This is a genomic window from Roseburia sp. AF12-17LB, from assembly GCF_003479605.1.
Classification (GTDB): domain Bacteria; phylum Bacillota; class Clostridia; order Lachnospirales; family Lachnospiraceae; genus Roseburia_C; species Roseburia_C amylophila.
The window spans coordinates 219,400-240,832 of the sequence record NZ_QUHR01000003.1; the positions used below are offsets into that span (position 1 = coordinate 219,400).

Annotated in this window: 15 protein-coding genes; 1 reads left to right on the forward strand and 14 read right to left on the reverse strand. The window is 41.1% G+C overall.

The annotated features are described in order from the left end of the window. Positions 1-162 precede the first annotated feature (162 nt). From DWV68_RS05560 to DWV68_RS05615, 12 genes are all read right to left on the reverse strand, one after another. Positions 163-2,064, reverse strand: coding sequence for a hypothetical protein (locus tag DWV68_RS05560; RefSeq protein WP_118665216.1), 1,902 nt, complete (start codon positions 2,062-2,064; stop codon positions 163-165). A gap of 309 nt (positions 2,065-2,373) precedes the next feature. Further along, the gene (locus tag DWV68_RS05565) at positions 2,374-2,916 is read right to left on the reverse strand and encodes an ECF transporter S component (RefSeq protein WP_118665218.1); all 543 of its coding nucleotides are present in this window, start codon (positions 2,914-2,916) and stop codon (positions 2,374-2,376) included. Positions 2,917-3,043: 127 nt separating this feature from the next. Then, positions 3,044-4,975, reverse strand: a complete 1,932-nt coding sequence (locus DWV68_RS05570) for a [Fe-Fe] hydrogenase large subunit C-terminal domain-containing protein (protein WP_117698233.1) — start codon at positions 4,973-4,975, stop codon at positions 3,044-3,046. A 216-nt stretch (positions 4,976-5,191) separates the two neighbouring features. After that, positions 5,192-5,767, reverse strand: coding sequence for a DUF6553 family protein (locus DWV68_RS05575; protein ID WP_117698234.1), 576 nt, complete (start codon positions 5,765-5,767; stop codon positions 5,192-5,194). An 18-nt stretch (positions 5,768-5,785) separates the two neighbouring features. Continuing rightward, positions 5,786-6,799 carry a galactose ABC transporter substrate-binding protein gene (locus tag DWV68_RS05580; protein WP_304466322.1) on the reverse strand — a complete coding sequence of 338 codons (1,014 nt, stop codon included), beginning with the start codon at positions 6,797-6,799 and terminating at the stop codon, positions 5,786-5,788. Positions 6,800-6,815: 16 nt separating this feature from the next. After that, on the reverse strand, positions 6,816-7,781 hold the full coding sequence (locus DWV68_RS05585; protein ID WP_117698236.1) for a substrate-binding domain-containing protein: 966 nt from the start codon (positions 7,779-7,781) through the stop codon (positions 6,816-6,818). Next, complete coding sequence (locus DWV68_RS05590; RefSeq protein ID WP_330408306.1) at positions 7,768-9,648, reverse strand: cache domain-containing sensor histidine kinase; 1,881 nt, start codon at positions 9,646-9,648, stop codon at positions 7,768-7,770. The genes DWV68_RS05585 and DWV68_RS05590 overlap by 14 nt, the downstream gene beginning before the upstream one ends. A 14-nt stretch (positions 9,649-9,662) precedes the next feature. Next, complete coding sequence (locus DWV68_RS05595; RefSeq protein ID WP_117698265.1) at positions 9,663-11,261, reverse strand: response regulator; 1,599 nt, start codon at positions 11,259-11,261, stop codon at positions 9,663-9,665. A gap of 167 nt (positions 11,262-11,428) precedes the next feature. Further along, positions 11,429-13,081, reverse strand: coding sequence for a galactose/methyl galactoside ABC transporter permease MglC (locus tag DWV68_RS05600; RefSeq protein WP_118173430.1), 1,653 nt, complete (start codon positions 13,079-13,081; stop codon positions 11,429-11,431). Between the two features lie 19 nt (positions 13,082-13,100). Next, positions 13,101-14,609 (reverse strand): sugar ABC transporter ATP-binding protein, encoded by a 1,509-nt coding sequence (locus tag DWV68_RS05605; RefSeq protein WP_117698237.1) that lies wholly within the window; start codon positions 14,607-14,609, stop codon positions 13,101-13,103. Positions 14,610-14,697: 88 nt separating this feature from the next. After that, positions 14,698-15,975 (reverse strand): substrate-binding domain-containing protein, encoded by a 1,278-nt coding sequence (locus DWV68_RS05610; RefSeq protein WP_118639471.1) that lies wholly within the window; start codon positions 15,973-15,975, stop codon positions 14,698-14,700. 168 nt (positions 15,976-16,143) lie between these two features. Continuing rightward, positions 16,144-16,611 (reverse strand): hypothetical protein, encoded by a 468-nt coding sequence (locus DWV68_RS05615; protein ID WP_117947204.1) that lies wholly within the window; start codon positions 16,609-16,611, stop codon positions 16,144-16,146. A gap of 197 nt (positions 16,612-16,808) precedes the next feature. Here DWV68_RS05615 and DWV68_RS14310 point away from each other — a divergent pair, with 197 nt between their 5' ends. After that, complete coding sequence (locus DWV68_RS14310; protein WP_147404528.1) at positions 16,809-16,979, forward strand: helix-turn-helix domain-containing protein; 171 nt, start codon at positions 16,809-16,811, stop codon at positions 16,977-16,979. Positions 16,980-17,153: 174 nt separating this feature from the next. On the opposite strand, the gene gtfA is transcribed toward DWV68_RS14310, so the two are convergent. Continuing rightward, positions 17,154-18,632, reverse strand: a complete 1,479-nt coding sequence (gene gtfA / locus DWV68_RS05620; RefSeq protein ID WP_118665220.1) for a sucrose phosphorylase — start codon at positions 18,630-18,632, stop codon at positions 17,154-17,156. Next, complete coding sequence (locus DWV68_RS05625) at positions 18,622-21,429, reverse strand: alpha-galactosidase (RefSeq protein WP_118665222.1); 2,808 nt, start codon at positions 21,427-21,429, stop codon at positions 18,622-18,624. The genes gtfA and DWV68_RS05625 overlap by 11 nt, the downstream gene beginning before the upstream one ends. Positions 21,430-21,433: the final 4 nt, after the last annotated feature.

Consider the following 21,433-nt stretch of genomic DNA (forward strand, 5'->3'; position numbering starts at 1 on the left):
TTCTACTATATTATTTTTTATTATACGGCAAATAAGATGATTGTACAATTCTTTTGGCAGCAGAAAGGACAGGCTCTTTATCCGTGCCTGTCCTTTCTGTTCTGGTTGTTCTAATTATTCTGTTCTGTTTATTCCATTCTGATTATTCTTTTTTATTTCTGATTATTCATTTTCAGTTGCTTTCTTTCTTCCGAAAACAAACATTCCTCCACAACCTGCTGCAATCAATGTCATACAAACTGCAATTGCAGAATTATCACCTGTCTTTGGTTTACCAGATGTCTTTACGGTTGGCTGGCTATTTGCTGTTGTTGATGCATTTGCTGCTGTTCCAGCCGCACCACCGGAAGCTGTACTGTCACTTCCGGAAGTTGTACCGCCATTTCCGGATGTTGTACCACCATTTCCTGTGGCAGCCGTATCTGCCAGCTTTTCTGTGGTAATAAGATAAGTAGAGCAATGATTCTGTTTTACGGTCAGATATCCTTCTGAATCTACTACTCCCGCATCAATATTTAAAATCGTTCCATTGTCAAATAACCGGCTGTAATATAATGTCTTTCCGGCATACCGGGTTCCCACAAAAATACGAATCTGTGCTTCTGCCGGAAGCTGACCGGAATAATTATACTTAATCTGTTCAATGAAAATATTCTTATTTACTGCACTTGGAAGTGTGCCCAGCTCACTGTAATCTTTTACAATCTTTACTCCAAAATCATAGCTGGAAACATTATCAACGGTTGACATGGTTCCTTTTCCAAAGGTAAAGGAAAGCTCATCATTGGATTTGATAACAATGTCCTTTGTCTGATTCTCTGCCAATATCTGCCGGAATCCATTGTCGGAAATAGCGGTATCTCCATCTGTTACATCCACTACGCCATTCACTACAACCTGCTTCGGTGTAAAGGAAATCACATCCGCCCCGGAATATACATTGTAAACATTCTCTACTTCTTTTCCTTCAAATTCATAACCAGCCGGTAAGGTATCTTCCGCAAGCGCCATGTTTTCTACAAGCTCTTTCATAACCGGATGTGCTGCGTCCATAAGATATCTGGTTTCCTGTGTATTATAATCCGTATAACTCATAAGAATCGGACAAAGAATCCGGTAAGAATTACCAGCCTCATAATAGGTTCCTCTATAAATAAAGGTGTCTCCCGTATCCTGTTTCTTTACCAGACAGGCATCACTTCCTCCACTTGCCATCGTAGTGGAATAATAAGCTGCTATCTCTCCATTTGCTGTATATGCCGAAATATCCGTAAGCTTATCTTCTACAGTTATTGCTACCTCTGCACCCAGCGTAGTGCATTCCTGCAATTTTTCAATCCGGTAGGTCTTATTTCCGGACATATCGGTTACTTCTGTTATAACAAACCGGCCTTCTTCTCCGGTTTTTGTATACACATCACTCTGGACCGGACTGATATCAGTTCCAAAATAACCACCATATACCTGAATCATTTCAAAAGGATGCTCTGCCTGAATCTTCATGTCATTAACCTGTCCCTTTGCCACAATCGGTGATGACGTATAATTCCAGGATGAACCAAACGGACATCCGTCAGTTCCACGATATACCGTTACTGTACTGTCCCCGGAAACCGTCAGCAGCGACTTGCCGCCTTCTGCAAATAATTCAATACCATCCGGATTCTTTCTGTTTTCATTGACAGTAAGGCTTCCGGAACCGCAGATTGTCAGGGAGCCGCCCCAGCCGCCATGCCAGATTCCAAGATTCTGCAGCTTATTACTGCCTACCAGATTCAATTTAAAATCGTCTCCCATCATGTTGGTATAAAGTGCAACATCCGGATGGTCATAATTGGTTAAGGTCAGCGTATTGCTTGCCTGGTCATAAGACGCTCCGTCCACTGTATTTTTCTCATTGGTGGAAAATACAACCGTATCATTCAATTGAATATTGGCAAATGCAAACTCTCCTTCCATGCATGGTCCATTTGATGCCTGCACCGGAATCATGGACGGAACCATCATCAGGGATGCTGCCAGTGCCACTGCACCAATACATTTTAAAGCACGTTTCATTTTCATAAATCTATCCTTCCTTTCTTCGTATTATAAAAACACTATAAGGAAAACGATAGATTCTGTGCAGTCTACATCCGTTTCAAAATATGAGAAATTTATCTCACCCGGCTTTTTGGGGCAGAATTTCAATCTACAAAACCCGCACCAATAGCTGCCGGCAGCTTTTTACGGGTACCTGGCAACTACGAGAAACACGCTTTGCAAGTTTTTCTAATTATCGCGTAACCAAAAATCCCCCGAAACAGATTTGGGTTATTATTAACCGCCTGCTCCGGGGGATTCCATTTTTATTTTTATTCTGTTCGTATTCTACTAATCCTGCTTGCCTAATGAAGTCTTTCTTAATGCTGCCGCAATAATAAATGCATACACTCCACCAATCAGTGCTGTAACTACCTGAGTCAGTGAGAACTGAAACTGCAATACCTTTAACATTGGTGCCATTTTCTCCGGTAGCATGTTCGGTAAGATAATAAGAGAAATTACAACTCCCATAAATAATCCTTTTAAGATAGAACCGATTACAATAGAAACCGGGAATCCTGCTTTACTACCAAGCTTACCCTTAAGCAACGCTACACAAAGCACCAGAATGGCATTTCCTGCCATAATGCATGGAAACATTGCCGGAATGGCTGCCATTACCGGGCTTCCGGTAATAAAGAATGCGGTAACCGGTGTAATAATACTTAAAATAATTCCGCATGCCAGTCCCGCATACAATACAGTTAAGATTAATGCTGCATTGATAACTGGTCCTGTTATGTATACACTTAAATTTTTAAAGAACTGACTTGCAATACAGATTGCAAGCATAATTGCACTAACTGTAATTTGTCTGGTTTTCATTTTCATGATGTCTTTCTCCTCCTGTGCATCTATATTCGTAGGAACTGACCTGTTCCATACCAACGCAATCATACTCCAATGAAAGCTAGAATGCAACCGGATGATTTCTCATCTGCGATTCTGTAAACCATTTTTATAATTGTTCCAGTGTGCTCTTTACACTATTTGCGGCACTTAAAATCACATTGGACGATGCTGCAATCTCCTCCGTTGCTGCGGCAAGATTCTGAATCCGGTTACCGGTATCATTTACAACATTTGCCAGCTCATCTGCATCTTTGATAATCTCCACAATGGATTCTTTTACCTTTGCCTGGCTCTCTGTACTCCGGGATGCCGTATCCTTGGAATTCATGGCCAGTTTATTTATCTCATCTGCAACTACTGCAAAACCTCTTCCCGCCTCTCCTGCACGGGCTGCTTCGATATTGGCATTCAATGCCAGAAGGTTAGTCTGTGCAGCAATGGAGACTACTTCCTGATTATTCTCTGCCATAGATTCCAACAGCATATCAATCTCCTGCATTCTGCCAGTCAGCTTCTCACAGAATTCAGACACATTACCAATTTCCTCTGATACTGCACTGCATTCCGTCGCATTACTTTCGTTTCCATTCACCATATCATCCACAGAATCATAGAGTGATACAAACAAGTCATTGACTGTCTCCACCGTTGTTTTAATATTCTCCTGCTGTTTCTCCACTGCATCTTTTTCTGCCTTGATTTCATCAGCAAGTTCTAATGCTCTCTTCTTCTCTTCCTCTACGGTATCCTTTACAAAATGAATACAATTTTCCTTCTTATTGAAGCCATTATAAATAGCCAATGCCATCTTTTCACAGCTTTCATAGCCACAGCATTCACAGTCAATGCATCTTGCTTCCTTAGTCTTCTTGCCCATCTCATCATAAATCTGATTCAGTTCCTCTGTAGACGGAAGTTTATAATTACACTCTTCGGAGCAGTCTGTATATTTTCTAAGATAATTCTCCAGTTTTAATTTTGAGAACTGCTTATTTAATTTTGCAAGCCGCTGTGCCGGAGTCAGTTTCCTTGACCATGCACTGTTCTTCGTATTCTTCTTACAGTTCTCCTGTATCTGATGGATATTATATAAAGCTTTATCTGTTCCTGCAATTTCCTCTTCAACACCGGTTCCGTAAATACAACCCATTCCACAGTTTAATGCGTCAATGAATAATTCTTTATTCATGCCCTTTGCAATTTCTTCCTTATGCTCCTCTAAATAACGATATGTGTGTTTCTCTCCTTCTATCTGGCGTATATATACATCGTCCCCTAAGAACCAGTATACATTTTCCTTCAAGCCACCCGGCATCGGATAGATGGAACCAAGTCCATATTCAATTTCATCACTGGCAAATGTGCCTGATATATTATGTTCTCTTACATATTTCATCAAATGGTCAAATGTCACATTATACGATACATAGCCTTCTGTATCCGGGTTATGAATCTCTGACCATTTTGCAACACACGGACTGATAAATGCCAGTTTATCTGTAATTCCCATCTCCTGCTTTGCATAAATTGCGCTGCACATCATCGGACTGTGTACCGGGAATAACTTTGGAAGAAGCTCCGGTAAGTAGTGTTCAATATATCCCACAATTGCCGGACATGGCTGGGAAATTCCACCGGTAAAGTTGTATTTCTTTACATAATTAAGATATCCCCAGGTTGTAATGTCTGCACCGAAAGATACACTGATTATACGGTTCACTCCAAGATTCTTTAATCCTCCCAATACCCTCTCATAATCTTCAGGATAGTTTGCCTTGAACGCCGGAGCTAATAGTATGGATATTTTCTCACCTTTTGCAAGGTCTGCAAAGAATTGCTCCGTATCATCTTCAAACTCTCTTGCACCATGCTTGCAGGCATCCATACATGCACCACAGCCAATACACCTTGCCGGATCTACCTGAATCCGCTCTGTTCCATCTTCTTCTGTTACTGCCACACATGCCCCCGGACAAGGACACACGCGAATACATTTGTTACACCCAATACAGTTGTCATTGGTAAAAACCAGACTCATTTCAAGCACCACCCTTTACTTATATTCATAAGCTACCTTTTTTCAATTTCAACAAATAATATCTCATATTTGTCTATTCGTTAATAATATTATTTCTTAATAAAATTGTCAAATTTTCATGTTTTTATATGATATATTCTTACGATTTCCCGCAATTTTCGACACTTTTTGAACAAGAAATAGCCCTTGCCTCTATTGTCCAACAGAAGTCTGTTGCTATTTCATCAGAAAATGCTCCCGCTCAGGGTATTGCTGCCGGAATGCTTCCAACGCAGCTTTCTGCAAAACTGCAAATTCCCTGTCCATATGAAATTTATGTGGCATTGTAAATGCAATTGCACTTATCTGCTCTGCTATTTTTTTAGCAATTCCTTCCTCTGACAGCTGTCCCATTCCAAATACGAAAGAGGTGAAACCTCTTCCCTTTTTACTCACATCCATAAATGTAAGAAACGTATTCTTTAATTCTGCCTGAAGTATCTCCTGTTCCACCCGGCTTCGGTTCTCTGCATCCAGAAGATATAACCCATTTATGATTTCAACTGCCTGTTTCTTCCGCTGTCCCGAAAAATCTACTCCGGTACTTTCCGAAAGATATTTCATCTGCATCAGATAACCAATAAAGGTATCCTCTTTCTTTTTCTTCTTTCCATATCGAGCATATAAAAGCTGCTCCCGGAAAGTATCTCCTTCTGCTTGTTCCGTACACCCGTGCTTCTGCCATAGTTCCATTCTTTTTCCAGCATTAACTTCCTGATAAAAATCATTCAGCCACTTTGAATCTTCCTGCATAATATTTCCTCTTCGTCACTATTTTATAAAATCTTCAACATTACTGATGTCAACTTTACGATACTGGGATACATAGTATTTTTCTTCCTGCAGGCTTTGTACTTCCTGATTCTTTCCATCATAAATGTCCACTGCAAGCCTTGCCATTTCTCCAGCCTGGTCTTCCTTGTCATTATATACGGTTCCCTGCATGGTTCCATTCTGTATTGCCTCTAATGCATCTTCCAATCCGTCAATACCAAATATAATCGGCCACTCCTGCCGGTTATAACCGGCATCTTTATAAGCTTCAATTGCCCCTAATGCCATTTCATCATTGTTGGAAATAACCATCTCCACTTCGGTCCCATACTGACTGATAATCTGATTCATTCTATTTTCCGCCTGTCCCCTGTTCCAGTCTGCAAACAGGTAGCTCAGTTTTTCCAGATTGATTCCCTGTTCTATCAGTGTCTTTACCGAACTGTCTGTACGGCTGATGGCATCCTGATGTCCAGCCTCTCCCTCCAGTAAAATATACTGAATTCTCCCATCCTGATTCCTGTCAACCTCAGGATGATTCTTTATGTAATCTGCTGCAATTTCTCCCTGCATCTCGCCGGACTGTTTTGCCTCACATCCTACATAGTATAGTTGATTCCACTGCGACAAATCCTCCGGAACCGGTTCTCTGTTAAAGAAAATGACAGGGATATCATTCTGTCTTGCCAGTCTGATAACGGTTGTCGGATCCGTCCGGTCAACCAGATTTACACATAAAATATCACACCCGGCATCTATCATTTCTTCGACAATTTCATTCTGGGCTTTCTGATCATTATCTGCACTTCTGACAGATGTTATAATCTTCCGTTCTTCTGTTTCCCGCTTCTTTAACTCTTCCTTCAGTTCATCCACCGTGGCGTTGATAAACGGGTCATCATGCGTATAGGTAACTACACTCACCCTCAGTGTATTTTCTATCCGCTTTGTCTTCTGATTGCATCCGGGCAGCACCAGTATCAGTATTATCAGTGTTACCGTAACCGCCATTGTCCTTCTTCTTGTTCTACTCATATGAATACAAAAACCTTTCCAGATCTTTTGAATACAAATCTTCTTTATTGATTATTCTGACTTCTGTTTCACAACTGTTCATTTTGTAAAAGGAATGCCTTAGCTTTTTTGCAATCTCATTCATACTCTTATACCCCGTCTCATAATCATCTGGTACGACAAGACATTCTATATTCTGATTATCTAATAACACAATTGCTTTTTCACTGCTTCCAACTCCATAAATCTTTGCACCGTGATACTTATTTTCTTCTGCAGCCTCACCCACTTCTTCTAATGCCCAATTGTCCAGTATTACCAGATAATCTACCTGTTTCTTAGATGCAATAATCTCACTGGTGTTCTGGTTTCCCCTGGCATAATTGTACTCCCAGGAAATTTCACAACCACTTCCCTCCAGTCCATCTTTTAACCCTGCAATTCTGTTCACATTTTCCTCTGTCTCTGCCTTTCCAAGAATGACACCGATTTTTTTATTCTCCAGTTGTTCTTCATCATCCTGTATTAACCGCTCCGCAAGCATCTGACCAATCTTATAATTATCCGGTTTTACCGTTGCATAACCAGATGGCTCTTCTGCGTAGGTATCCTCATTAATCAGTATAAACGGTTTCTCCCCCTGCAGCCGGTTTAGCATAGTCTTTGTTTCTTTTCCCGGAGCCGGACAGATTACAAATGCATCTACATTATTCTGCAGTTGTTCATTAATCAGTTCTTCTTCATCCTCCATGCTTTCAATTAAATCTGTATTACAAATGATCAGATGCAGATTATTATTTTCCGCAGACTGTTTTAACCCATTCAGCAATGCATCCCATCTCTTATCTCCGGAATCTTCCACAATAACCGCAACTCTTTTCATAGACTCATTATCTGAAAAAATCCTGATTATAAAAAATGCAGCCAGTACAATAAGCATCAGTTCTGTGAGGATAAAGGTAATCTTATTTTTTTTCATCTTCTACCCTCTCTCTTTTTCTGTTCTGATTTTCAAGTTCTCCACGTTTTTCCTCTGAATAAGGAATTGCCGGGATATGTATTACAGCCTTTGTTCCTTCATCCGGCTCACTGTAAATTTTTAATCCATATTCTTTGCCAAACATCAGTTGTATTCTGGTATGCACATTGATAAGCCCAACTCCCGAACCATGCTTTGGAACTTTTTCACTATTTGTCAGAAGATTATCAACCACTTCCTGGCTCATGCCCATTCCATTGTCCTCTACTGACAGGAAAATATCATTCCCTTTCTGCTCACCGCGGACAATAATTTTGCCACCCTCATCTTCATCCATATTTCCTACTCCATAATAAATTGCATTTTCAAGCAATGGCTGTACTACCAGTTTTACAGTACAGCATTCCTCTACGTTTTTATCAATCAGAAATTCCACCTGAAAACGGTCTTTATAACGAATCTGCTGTATGTTCATATAACTTTTGCTATGTTGTAATTCTTCCGAAATCCTTATCACTGTCTTTCCTTTTGAAAGACTGATGCGAAGCAGTTTTGCCAGTTCCGAAATCATAAAAACAGCTTCTTCATTCTTATTTGCCTCTACCATCCAGGTGATGGATTCCAGTGTATTATAAAGAAAATGTGGATTAATCTGGCTTTGCAGTGCATCCATTTCACTTTTTCTCCGCTTATTCTGCTGCCGGATAATTTCTTCCATCAATTGTTCTATCTGCTTATATGAATTTTGGACAGAATATGCCAGATGCCTTATCTCTGAAGCACCCCCTATATATATTTCAGTCTTTTCTCCTGTTTCATAAGACTTTACGGATTCATCCAATTTCAAAATCGGTTTCGAAATCTTTCTTGCCATAATTTTATTCACAACAAAAAGCATCATCAGAAGAATAATTGCCGTGGCAATTATATAATACCGGAACTTATTAATGCTTGCCGTCTGTACCCCCTCCGGTACAACTCCTACCAGTTTCCATCCGGTATAAGATAGACTGTTCACAACTATATTACTTTTTACCCCATTCACAGAAATCTCATATGTACCATCTGCATAACCGGCAGCCGTACTGCTATCTTCTGTAAAAAATCCCCTGTCTATTTCTGCTTTTCTTGGGTGATAAAGAATTTCCCCATCATCTGTACATAAATAATAATACGTCTCTCCCGCTGCTTCATTCAGGTTATCTAAAACCTCTTCTATCATGGAATACTTCATATCAACCAGCAATACTCCACTGTCCGGAGTGTCACCATGATTCATATCCACAAGACTGCTTAAAGACACCACCCAGTTATATTGATATGTCTCATTCTCAAACAAATCCTGTATATGGGGTGTTGATATATGTATATTTTCTATCTCATCTATAGCGCTTTTATACCAGTCCTGCTCTGTTACTTTCTGATTCTTTTCTCTGGTAGCTACTGGTTCTGCTGCAATAATTTTCCCATCACTGTCATAAAGGGCCATACTCTGCAGCTTATCATTATTTACTTCATACAACAGACTGAACTGCCTGCTGAATTCCTGGTCAGAAATATCATATTCCTGTACGATATTATAATTAACAGCATTACAAATCTGTCTCATATTCCGCAATTCATTATTTACCTGATCCACTGTACTCTCTATCCGGCTTTCTGCATTGGAAATTGCGGTTTCTTTTACTGACATTTTAAAACGGCTATAAATCAGTAATCCCATAACTATTGTTGTAACAATGGTCATGGCAGAAAGAACTGTCATAAGCAGTGACTGTATATCCATCCAGGCTGAAATATTCTGCATCATATTTTGAATTGTATTCCTTTTTTCGTGCTTTTTCTTTCTGTTTTTTTTCTGATCCATACCTCTCCATATTCCTATTCTGGTGATTTTCTGTATTTTGACGGAGATACTCCAAATTTCTTTTTAAACACATAACTGAAGTAATTTGCGTCCAGATACCCTACTTTTTCTCCAATTTCATAACTTTTATTATTGGTTTCTACAATAAGCCTGACTGCGACATCCATCCGGTAATCCGTCAGATATGTAATAAAGGATTTCCCAGTTTCTTTTTTAAATATCGTTGAAAAATACGAATTGGATACACCAAGCACTGAGCATACCGTATCCAGGGAAAAATCAGGTTCCATATAACGCTCTGCCACAACATTCTTTGCATCTGTAATCAGCCGCCTTGAAGTATTATTTCTTGCACTTTTCAGTTTTTCACTAATTGCCACTGCTGCTTTTTTCATCCACTTCATCAGAGTTGCTTTATCCAGTTCCGGCACCTTTTCATAGAGATTTTCTTTTTCTTCAAAGAAATCATTAAAGTCCATAAAATTATTGGCGCAGAACCGGTAAAAAGCACCTACCATCTCCATAACTGATAAATGATACTGATTTACTGTGGCAGCACTTTTATGAAGTTTTTCCACTTCCCTCTCTACTGCTGACTCAATGTCTTTTACATTTCCAAGATAAATCGTTTTAAACAACTCATGCATTTTCGTATCTTCTGACTGTACGGCTACCGTCTGCTCCCGTGGAACTACTTCCGCAATATTTATAGCCCTTGCAGTTCCATAAAGAACCCGGTAGGATACTGCTTTTCTTGCACCTTCATAAGAATTACTGATATTCAAAAGACTATCGCAATATCTTCCAACACCGGCCGTTACAACTGCACCAATCACACGGTTCGCCCATCTGCAGAATCTATCGCAAAAATCTGTCAGTTCTGTTGCCTTATCTTCTGAATCAAGCGATACTATCAAAACTGTATTCCCAAGATACATAAATTCCTGACAGTTGAGTTCTGATGCAATCCTTTCCTTTATTTCATGCTCGACAGACATGGATAACAACAATGGATTCATTCCTTCCGGCACATGGTGCTCTGAAGTATGAAATACCACGCTGCAATAATAGGGTCCCTCCAGTGGAATCTGATAGGCAGATAAAAATTTCTCATATTCTGTCTCATTTACCCTGCCTTCAATTAACGAAACAAAAAAATTCGTCCTTAGCACCGGAAGTGCATCCTGGAAATAATTTTGCAGTTTTTTAACATTTAATTTTTCTTCTCTTTCCCGGTTTAAAGTCTCTTTCAATCTTTCCATGCAGTCAGATAATTCAACTGCATTTACCGGCTTTAACATATATTCTTCAATTTCCAGATGTACTGCCTCTTTGGCATATTCAAATTCATCAAATCCTGTAAAAATAATAATATGTATATTTGGATAATCATTATTTAACTTCTGCGCCAGTTCCAGGCCATTCATATAAGGCATTTTTATATCGGTTATCACAACATCCGGCTGTATATTTTCTACCAGTTCCAGGGCTTTCACTCCATTGGTTGCACTGCCTGACACCTCAAAGCCCAGTCCATCCCAGTCCATCTTATGCTCCATTGCCTGGATTGCTTCTATTTCATCATCAACTAAAATCACTTTATACTTTTCCATATGACGTTCCTCTTTCAGCATGTTCAGCTCTTTCTTCTCCTGCTCTTATTATATCAGACAAATGTCTTTTTCTGAATACCTGATATTGTTTAGGCCGTCCATTCATCTCTGGCGATGAGCGGGCGGCCTATGGTGATTATATATGAATGATTCTGATTACGAATTACTTATTTTTTCTGTACATATTTCAGACAGTCAAGTGTTACTGCTGCCAAAATGATGATTCCTTCGAAAATAAACTGAAGATTTGTATCAATACCCAGAATGGTAAGGGAATATGTAAGGGATGTAAAGATAAGTACACCAGTTACAACTCCGGAAATCTTACCAATACCACCGGTAAAGGATACACCACCAACTACGCAGGCTGCAATAGCATCCATATCCCATCCTTGTCCATATGCTGCACTACCGGAACCAACCATTCTGTTACATTCCAGCCAGGAACCAAATCCATACAGGATACCTGCCAGAATAAATGCTCCTAATGTTACTTTAAATACTGATATACCGGAAACTGCTGCTGCTTCAGGATTTCCACCAACCGCATACAGATTCTTACCAAATGTTGTTTTATTCCAGATGAACCATACTACGATAACTGCAACAACAGCCCAAAGGATAATTGTCGGGAATTTTCCAATCTGCGGAATAAACATAGCCGGGATTGCAGAATCAATAGCTCCGAAGGAAACACCTTTTGTTGCATATGTTACAAGTCCGAAAATAATCAGCATGTTTGCCATGGTTGAAATAAACGGATGCATCTTGAACTTCGCCATAAAGAAGCCTGCCAGCATAGAAAATGCTGTTGTAAGTACAATACAGACTGCCAATGCAAGAATTGCTCTTGCAGCAACCGGGATACCGGTAAAGTCAAAGATATGGCCAAATACACCACCTGTATTAATTCCGTTATGCATGATGATGGTTGCTGTTACCATACCCATACCAACCATACGTCCAACAGAAAGGTCAGTACCTGTTAAAAGAATCAGTCCTGCAACACCTAATGCCAAGAACATTCTTGGTGAAGCCTGCTGCAGAATATTTAAGATGTTTGTCGTTGTCAGCAACTGTGTATTCTTTACAACCGGTGTAATAATACATAAAGCAATGAAGATTAAAATAATGACAATATACAATCCATTTTTATAAAGGAACTGTGTGGTATTAAAGGTATATTTGTAATTTTCAAATTTCTGTGCTCTCTTCTGTGCAAATGTATATCTTGACATACGGAGTAAGTCAATCAGATGATACTTATGTGCATATGCATCATGCTTTCTGTCCTTAATCTCCTGAAGTCTGGACTCATGTGCCATCTGGGCATCAAATAATTTATTCTTATAAACATACTTCTCGTCTTTTTTCTCATCTGCATCGCTGAGTCTGCTCATATTCTGCTCATGCTCTGCTTTGATGGAAGCACATATCTTTTTGTATTCTGCATTTTCAGCTTCTTTCTCAGCTTTGCAGCTATCAGCAACTTTCTGATAGTAATCATTTTTATAATGTTTTGCAAGATAACCTTCTGCATCTGCGATAAGTTTTGATACTTTGTCTTTATTCGAAGACTCTACCGCTTTTGCCTGTTCTAAGGCTTCCTTGTCCTTTGCAATCATTCTGCTCTTTTCTTCTTTTGTTAAATTCTTATTTTCCTTTACGATTGCAATGTGATTTTTTAAGCTGCGCACCTTATCTGAACCATCCTTACGAAGTTCATCAATCTGTGCCTGTATTTTTCCTACATATTCATCAATCGGCTTCAAAAGCTCTGCCTCTGCAGCGGATGAAAGAATAATACTACTGTCTGCCATATCCAATGCTCCTTCCTGATTATAAATATTTCGCACTGAGTCTTAATAACTCTTCCTGACTTGTTTCCTTAGTATTAACAATTCCGGCAAGATGTCCATTTGACATAACACCAATCCGGTTTGTGATTCCAAGGATTTCCGGCATCTCAGAGGATACAACAATGATTGTTTTTCCCTGTTTTGCCATATTGATAATTAATTCATATATTTCGTATTTGGCACCTACATCAATTCCTCTTGTAGGATCGTCCATCATAAATATATTTGGTGAGCGCTCCAGCCATTTACCAAATATTGCCTTCTGCTGATTTCCTCCGGACAAACTGGAAATCATATCATCTGGTCCCATACATTTTGTATGCATGACTTTAATTTCTTCTGCCGTCGCACGAACCATATCATCATTGGAAAGTGCGAATCCATTTTTATAATGATTCATATTGGCGATTGTAGTATTAAATGTAATATCTGCTTTCAGGAAAAGTCCATTTGCTTTTCGTTCTTCTGTAATTAAAGCAAATCCATGATCCATTGCATCTTTCGGGGATGTAAAATTCATTACTTTTCCATTATAAATTACATTTCCTGCCGCTCTGGTACGCATACCAAAAATAGTTTCCAATAGTTCCGTACGACCGGCTCCAACCAGACCATACAGTCCAAAAATTTCTCCTTCTTTAATATCAAAAGAAATATTCTGTAATTTTGGTGCATACTTAGTTGAAAGATTCTGTATAGAAAGAACCGTTTCACCAGGCTGGTTATCTACCGGTGGAAAACGGTTATCCAAAGAACGGCCAACCATTGCAGAAATCAGTTCATTCATATTGGTATCTTTACTTGCCTTTGTCATAACAAGGCTGCCATCCCGAAGAACTGATATTTCATCACAAATTTCAAAAATTTCATCCATTTTATGTGAAATATAAATCAATGAAATTCCCTGTTCTTTTAACTGCCGCATCATCTTGAAAAGTTTTGCAACCTCCGGTGCTGTCAGTGATGAAGTCGGCTCGTCTAATACGATTACTTTGGAATGATAAGAAATTGCTTTTGCAATTTCACACATCTGGCGCTGTGATACAGACATTTTTTTCATTGGCTGTGTCAGATTAACAGTAATACCAAGTTTACGGAATAAATCGGAAGTTTCCTTTCTCATTCTTCCTTCGTCAATCATTCCCAATGAATTCTTCGGATAGCGTCCTAAGAACATATTGTCAATGACACTGCGCTCCAGACACTGGTTTAATTCCTGATGAACCATTGCGACACCATTTTCAAGTGCATCCTTTGGGCCAGAAAAATTAACTTCTTTTCCATCTAATATTATTGTTCCTTCGTCCTTTTGATAAGTTCCGAAGAGACATTTCATCATTGTCGATTTACCGGCACCATTTTCACCCATAAGTCCCATGATTGTTCCAGGTCTGACATTCAGATTGATATGATTCAGAACCTTATTTCTTCCGAACGATTTGCTCATGCCGTTAATCGATAAGACATATTTATTCTTATCCTCTGCCATAATTCTACTTCCTTTTCTTTGAAAAGAAGGACACCATTTTTATCTGATGCCCTTCTGTATCTATGCTGTTTTCTTCCAGGCAATAACCTTATTTTGAAAGAAGTGATGTATAAGATGATGCATTGTCTGTTTTAACCATGTTGATTGCAAATGCATCATACTCACCCGGGTTGCCAAGACGGTTTGTAATGTTAGACTCTGTCTGTCCATCACCACCGATATAATCTACTTCAAGATTCAAAAGTTTGTCATAGTTCTGAAGAAGTGGCTGATAGGTTGAGCTAAGGAAGTTATCGGAAGCATTGTAAATATCAAGCCATACCTTCTTGCTTGGGCTCTTGCTTTCATCCAGCTGATTGGATACTTTGTCATAAACCTTGGTTGAGTCTGTGAAATCCTGATAATTATCAGCTGTAACAGCTATATTTAATGCATAGTAGGATCTTTCTTCTTCACTATATCTGTAATCTTCTCCTTCTGTTAAGCAGTTTCCTGCATCATCCGGAGTACCGATACCGGTATCAATGTCTACTCCATCTAATGCATTACGAAGCACTCTTAATGTCAGGTAAGCCTGAACATCTGCATGCTGTGAAATTGTTCCGCCATATCCCTCTGCGATAGCTGCAACAGCATCACTGTTTGCATCGTATCCAAAGGTTGGTACTTTGTTATCTTTTGCCCATGCATTAAACATTGACATTCCCATACCATCATTATTAGAAACAACTACATCAATCTGGTCACCAAAAGATGCGGTCCATGTTCCGATTGCATTTCCTGCTGTAGCTGCATCCCATGTTGCACCAGCAGAGTTCTTCATCTCCTGTGAAGCAAGTTCACGAATTGTATAAGTCTTTCCATCTACATCCAGTGTTGCATCCTGAACAACTTTTGCAGAACCGTCTACGTTTGTACCAGCCGGTGTTGAATCAATTGCTCCATTTGCATCTACTCCGGTTCCAAGTGCAGAACGGACACCACGGGTACGTGCAATAGAATCGTTATGTCCGATGTCTCCGATTGCAAGTACATAACCAATTACTCCGTCTCCGTTACGGTCAATGGTCGCTGCATTTTCTTTGATATAGTCAAGAACCATCTGTCCCTGCAGTTCAGCACCCTGATTTGCATCGAATCCTACATAATAGGTATCTTTGTTGTAATTTAATGCATCCATGTCAAGTTCTCCTGTGGAGCTGTTGGATGGCTGACGGTTAAACCAGCAAAGTGGTTTATCCTTGTTTGCTACGCTGCTGGTGCTTCCTGAGTCACCAGAGCCGCTTCCTCCGGAAGAGCTACATCCAACCATGGATAATGCAAGTGTTGCTGCCACCAATACAGTTAATAATTTTTTCCTTCTCATTCTTTTTTCCTCCTGGTTTGCAATTTGTTGATTTTGGTTTCTCCGAACCTGTCTCATCGACTAAATTCATTATAATCACAAACCGATCTGGAAAGAATAGAATTTTTTTGGATGAAATATCAAAATATTTTGATAATCTGTAATTTTTATATGTATTTTGACGAACAACTATGCAGCTGCACCATCATTCTGTTGGCATGTATGCAGGAATGCCTCTGCCAGCTGCTGGTTCTGCTGTGCCTGTTTTCTGATATGATTAACCACGAAAAAAGGCAGGAAAAATAAGGAAAGGAAACCTAAACACAATGCGATGGCACCGACTAATAAATCAATCGGAAAATACGGGACTACAAACCAGCCAAATTTTGCAATGTTCCATGCCCATTTTGCCGCTATTCCAAAACCACCCACTTTGCTGTAACAAACACAGCCCATAACAAATCCTATCATAATAAAAATCGGATGGAATGCCAGCACCATTCCGATACCTCCACAGACCGTTCCGGCAATTGCCAGTCCCCAGATTTTCTGAACCTCATATAACTGTGTCTCCGCTTCCCGTTTTACCTGCATTGCATAACCATAATCGTTACCAAATTCTACTTCTTCATAAAGATTTCTTTTTTCTTTTGCCATAATATTTTCCTCTTTTCTCCGATGTTCCACCGGTTTTTATTATTGTTTTCACTTATATGACGGAATAATATTATGGCAGGTTTTATTTTTTTAAAAATTTTTTTGACAAGTCCTTATTGCTTTCTTCCGATTACCTGTTTCCCACACTTCCTTTGTACTATGCACACAAGGCTTACCATACCGGAACGCTGAAAGATTTGAGAGTCGCAGAAAAAAGAAGGTCATTGCAGGAATTGTCTGATGCTACCGGCATCCCAAGTTCCACACCCGGCAACTATGAGAAAGATGAAAATGTAGATATGTCACTTGGCAATCTACTGACGCTTGCAGACTTTTATCAAGTAAGCACCGATTATCTTCTTTGCTGAACCGAACTACGTGAACATACAAATAAGTCAGTATCCGATCTGCATCTCAATGATGATGCAGTTCAAATACTGACTGATGAAAAATATAATCCACGGTTATTATCAGAATTACTCTCTCATGAAAGCTTCCATTATAAAGTTTAGGTTTCATGTACAATCGACAGCCCAACTTAACTATCTGCTTTCTACTATTGTATATGTTCCTGATTCAAAATTTACATATAATGTTGCAAATGCACTATTATATTCCCAGCGGATTTCCAGAGACCTCTCCCCTCCGGAGATTGCTACCTCTGCGCCTTCTGAAAATGCCTTATGGGTATTTCGCATGCGGATTAACGCAAGCTGTTTTTGAACCACATCTTTTTTCAACCCTTCCGTGATCTGATCAGTGGAAAGATTTGTCCGGTTGATTTCCTTATGTCCGGATTCTCCCGCGCGCTGCACCGCTTCATGGTCATTTTTTCCGGCAAACAGATCCAGATACCAGATTTGCGGTTTGCCCGGCATAAACATCTGGATTGCCCGCGCCAGAAGCATTTTTTCATCTGACTCTCCCAATGCACTATAGTACGTGGCATTTACCTGATAATACAGATTCTTTTGTCCATGTAAATTTTTGACCATGCCTCCGCGGGATACAATCCGGTCAATTAGCGACTGGATCTCCTCTTCCGGAAGCAGCCCCTTTAAGTCCAGAAGCGGGATACCGTCGTGACAGCCGAGCATGTTGACCGTGGAGATCTTCTTTTCCACAATCTCCTTCGCCCATGCCGCAAGGTACGTTCCCCGCCGGTTCTCAATCGCATCAATGACCAGTCCCGGCAGGAAAAAGTCATAGGTTGCATAGCCTTTTTCTGCAAGTGTCTCATATATTTTTTCGTCATATGCCGCGTGGATCTCCGGCAAAAGCGTAAGTCCCAAAGGTTCTGCCAGTGCATGGATCTTTTGTAAAAGTTCCCACGTTTCCGGATCATTGAGAAAGTTTTTCTTTCCCGGTGTCTTCGGCGCATAGGCAAAGGCATCCAGCCGCACAATCGCCGCGCCGTAAGAGGCTATTTTTTCCAGTGTTTCACGATAAAACTTCCACACTTTTGGTGACTGGATGTTTACATCCATCTGTCCGAGATACTGTCTGCCATGCACTTCCTGATAAAAGGTATTCCAGTATGGCACTTTTTTTCCATCCGGAAATTCCACCATCAGGATCGGCAGCCCGGGTTTGCGGAAAAACATCTGCTTCAGGCAGCTTTCATCCGGCTGGATATAGCCTTCCTTCGTCATGGTTCCATGCCCTTCCCAGAAATGGTTCCAATCGATGAAAAAATCGCGGTACGCAGAAGCCTCCCCTTTTTCCACAAGATCCCGAAACTGCGGGGACTGTGCGGAAGCATGGTTTAAAATAAAATCGAGTTTCAAATCAATTCCCATATCCTTTAACTGTTCAAGGTCTTTCCGGTTGGCAAGCTGCTCATTCAGGTCATAGTCAATCACGGAAAATCCCCGGTCGAGATCGGAATGGTACAGGCTCGGCAGAATGTAAAAAGAAGAAAATACATCCTGCAAAGCCTCAGTTTTCAGCAATGTTACGATATCTCCCAGATTTCCTCCAAGGCTGTCGGGATATGCATTGAGCATCGGTTTATGGTTCATAAACTCTTCCGTCCTTTCCCACGATTAATCCTGCATTTTTGCGCTGCACTTCAATTTTTTCCTGTTCCAGTTCTACCACGCGACAGATAAACGGGCTTGCGGCATTCTCATCGCGGTTTCTGCGGATGCGCCGCTCCCTGGTCTCCTCCGGGGAACTTTCCAGAAAGACGGGTAGATCCACACCATGTAAATCGTCACTGCCTCCGTGTGTCCACTCCAGAAGTAATACGGATATTCCGGAAAAATCGGTTTCTTCCGATGAAATCTCGCCATCTTCCCGTCCCATATGCCGCAATGTGATTGAATCTTTTCCCTCATGAAATGCCGCAAGCACTTCATTGATCCGGTCGAAGTCAATCTCTTTCTTTGTCCCGAGATATCCACGCAGTCCGTCTTCCCCGGCTTCTTTATACACACGCAGCCGCTCTTCATCGTTGCGTTTTGGAATCCGGTGTGGATAATCATCGCCCGAGAGCAGGTAACAGCCCCTGCCGTCATTTAAAAAATACTGCTGCAATGCCGTGGCAAGTGTTGTTTTTCCGGAACCGGAGCCACCATAAATACTGATGACCATGCGATTTTTGGTATTCCTCTCACACCATTTCTGTACTTTTTCGTATAATGCTCCAGCCTCTTTCAGCTCTGTAAAAACAAACTGATACGCCTCATATTCTCTGGTAAACGGCGGAAGCGGAATTCCCGCATGCATCAGTGCTGCACCGGAATACTGTCTGCCGCTCTGTTCTTCCAGATACACGGCATCCGGTTTTAACCCACGCAGGCGGACATAAACGGCTGCCTGATTTGCCTCTGCCCTAAGACGCACTGCGCTGACTAATGCATGATCCTGTTCCTCTGACACCGTCATCCATGCCGCAATTTCATCCATAAACGGATCGGACAGCCGCCAGTAGGTTCCCTCGTTAATGAGCGTTTCATACTTCTTGTATGTTTTAATCTGCTCCCGGATCTGCTGTTTTTCCTCATCGGATAAAAGCGCCGGGTTTAATTCGTAACCGAAGGTTCCAGCCATCGCCGTCACCCCCCGGGTGTGGAAACTTGTTACCCGTCCGGTCTGGTGGTTCGGCACCGCTGAAACGTGCGCCCCCATTACGGAAACCGGATAGAAAAACGACGTTCCGTACTGGATCCTTGTGCGGTTGATTGCATCGGTATTGTCACTACACCAGATCTGTGGGGAATAATAAAGCATTCCTGCGTCAAATCTGCCGCCGCCACCGCTGCATCCCTCAAGCAGAAGATCCGGATACCGGCTGCACAGGCGCTCCATAAAATCATAGACACCAAGCACGTAATCATAGGAAAGATTTCCGGCATAGACATCTGCCATACTGCGGTTCATATCCCACTTGACATAATCAATTTTTCCCTGATCCAGCACGGCACAAATCTGATCAAATACACAGTCGCGCACTTCTTTTCTGGAAAAATCAAGCAGTAACTGGTTTCTCGAGCGCACCGGCTTTTTTCCCGGAATCTGAATTGCCCAGTCTGGATGTGCCCGGTAAAGGTCGCTGTCTTCATTGACCATCTCCGGCTCAATCCAAATGCCAAATTTCACCCCCTGATTATGCACACGGGTAATAAGCTCTGCCAGGCTTCCCCCCAGTTTCTTTTCATTGACCTGCCAGTCCCCAAGGGAAGAATTATCATCGTTTCTTTTCCCAAACCAGCCGTCATCCATCACTACCATATCAATTCCAAGGGAAGCAGCTTCTTTTGCCAGATCCACGATCGTATCTCCCGTAAAATCGAAATATGCTGCCTCCCAGCTGTTAATCAGCACCGGGCGCTGCATATGGACATATTTGCTGCGGCACACATGGTTGCGGATGCAGTTATGATATTGCTGCGACAGTGCAGACAATCCGTCTGCCGAATAAGACAAAATGACTTCCGGTACCGTGAAGGTTTCTCCTTCCGCAAGCGGATAGGAAAACAGTTCTTCATTTAATCCGAGAAGCAGGCGCGTCTGGTTGAACTGATCTTTTTCTGCCTCACAGGAGAAATTTCCGCTGTATACAAACAGCATTCCATAGCAGCTGCCTGCGGTCTCTGTTGTTCCTTTTTCTGCCAAAATCACTGCCGGATTATACTGATGACTGGACGTTCCCCTGCGGCTGCCAAACGCAATGGTTCCATGCCCCAGCGGCGTACGCTCCAGATTGCGCTCCATGGCATGCTTTCCATAAAACCGCAGGACATCAAAATCTCCCTGTACAAAATCCAGACAGGCTGCCGCTGCCTTTTCGATCGTAATCTGCCCAGTTCCCGTATTTTTAATCTGGACGCTCCTTGTAATGACATCGTTTTCTTCCAAAACACCATACAGCAGATGAACTTCAACCTGTGCGTTTTCGTCTGCAAGGACAATTTCCAGTGTCTGTGCTTCCTCTTTGTCTGCCCAGACAGCCGGAAGTCCCTGTAACTGGTATTTGCCGCTTCGGATCTCATAACTTTTAAAAAGCAGATCTGCACTTTCCACTCCTTTTTCATTTTTGATATTCAGCGCAATATTGCGGTAATCCCCAGTTCCAATGGAAGGATACTCCTGTGGCAGCGCATCCAGCGAATAGGTGCGGTCCATGCCCGCTGCATAAGGATTTCCGGAAAATCCACGGTCTGCATAGGTTAAAACATAATCCATGGAGCTGTTTGTTTTAGCTCCATAGTACAGATGCAGCAGATATCCCAGTGAATCGACCTGCATCTGATAAGTTGTATGCAACGTATGCAGGTTAAATATTTTTTTATTTGGATTGTATATAATTGCCATAGAA

Bases quoted from the DNA above. Each gene is read 5' to 3' on its own strand.
- DWV68_RS05590 (WP_330408306.1), bottom strand. From the start codon at position 9,648: ATGGATCAGAAAAAAAACAGAAAGAAAAAGCACGAAAAAAGGAATACA.
- DWV68_RS05600 (WP_118173430.1), bottom strand. From the start codon at position 13,081: ATGGCAGACAGTAGTATTATTCTTTCATCCGCTGCAGAGGCAGAGCTT.
- DWV68_RS05565 (WP_118665218.1), bottom strand. From the start codon at position 2,916: ATGAAAATGAAAACCAGACAAATTACAGTTAGTGCAATTATGCTTGCA.
- DWV68_RS05570 (WP_117698233.1), bottom strand. From the start codon at position 4,975: ATGAGTCTGGTTTTTACCAATGACAACTGTATTGGGTGTAACAAATGT.
- DWV68_RS05575 (WP_117698234.1), bottom strand. From the start codon at position 5,767: ATGCAGGAAGATTCAAAGTGGCTGAATGATTTTTATCAGGAAGTTAAT.
- gtfA (WP_118665220.1), bottom strand. From the start codon at position 18,632: ATGAACCATAAACCGATGCTCAATGCATATCCCGACAGCCTTGGAGGA.
- DWV68_RS05595 (WP_117698265.1), bottom strand. From the start codon at position 11,261: ATGGAAAAGTATAAAGTGATTTTAGTTGATGATGAAATAGAAGCAATC.
- DWV68_RS05610 (WP_118639471.1), bottom strand. From the start codon at position 15,975: ATGAGAAGGAAAAAATTATTAACTGTATTGGTGGCAGCAACACTTGCA.
- DWV68_RS05560 (WP_118665216.1), bottom strand. From the start codon at position 2,064: ATGAAAATGAAACGTGCTTTAAAATGTATTGGTGCAGTGGCACTGGCA.
- DWV68_RS05615 (WP_117947204.1), bottom strand. From the start codon at position 16,611: ATGGCAAAAGAAAAAAGAAATCTTTATGAAGAAGTAGAATTTGGTAAC.
- DWV68_RS05580 (WP_304466322.1), bottom strand. From the start codon at position 6,799: ATGGCGGTTACGGTAACACTGATAATACTGATACTGGTGCTGCCCGGA.
- DWV68_RS05605 (WP_117698237.1), bottom strand. From the start codon at position 14,609: ATGGCAGAGGATAAGAATAAATATGTCTTATCGATTAACGGCATGAGC.
- DWV68_RS05625 (WP_118665222.1), bottom strand. From the start codon at position 21,429: ATGGCAATTATATACAATCCAAATAAAAAAATATTTAACCTGCATACG.
- DWV68_RS05585 (WP_117698236.1), bottom strand. From the start codon at position 7,781: ATGAAAAAAAATAAGATTACCTTTATCCTCACAGAACTGATGCTTATT.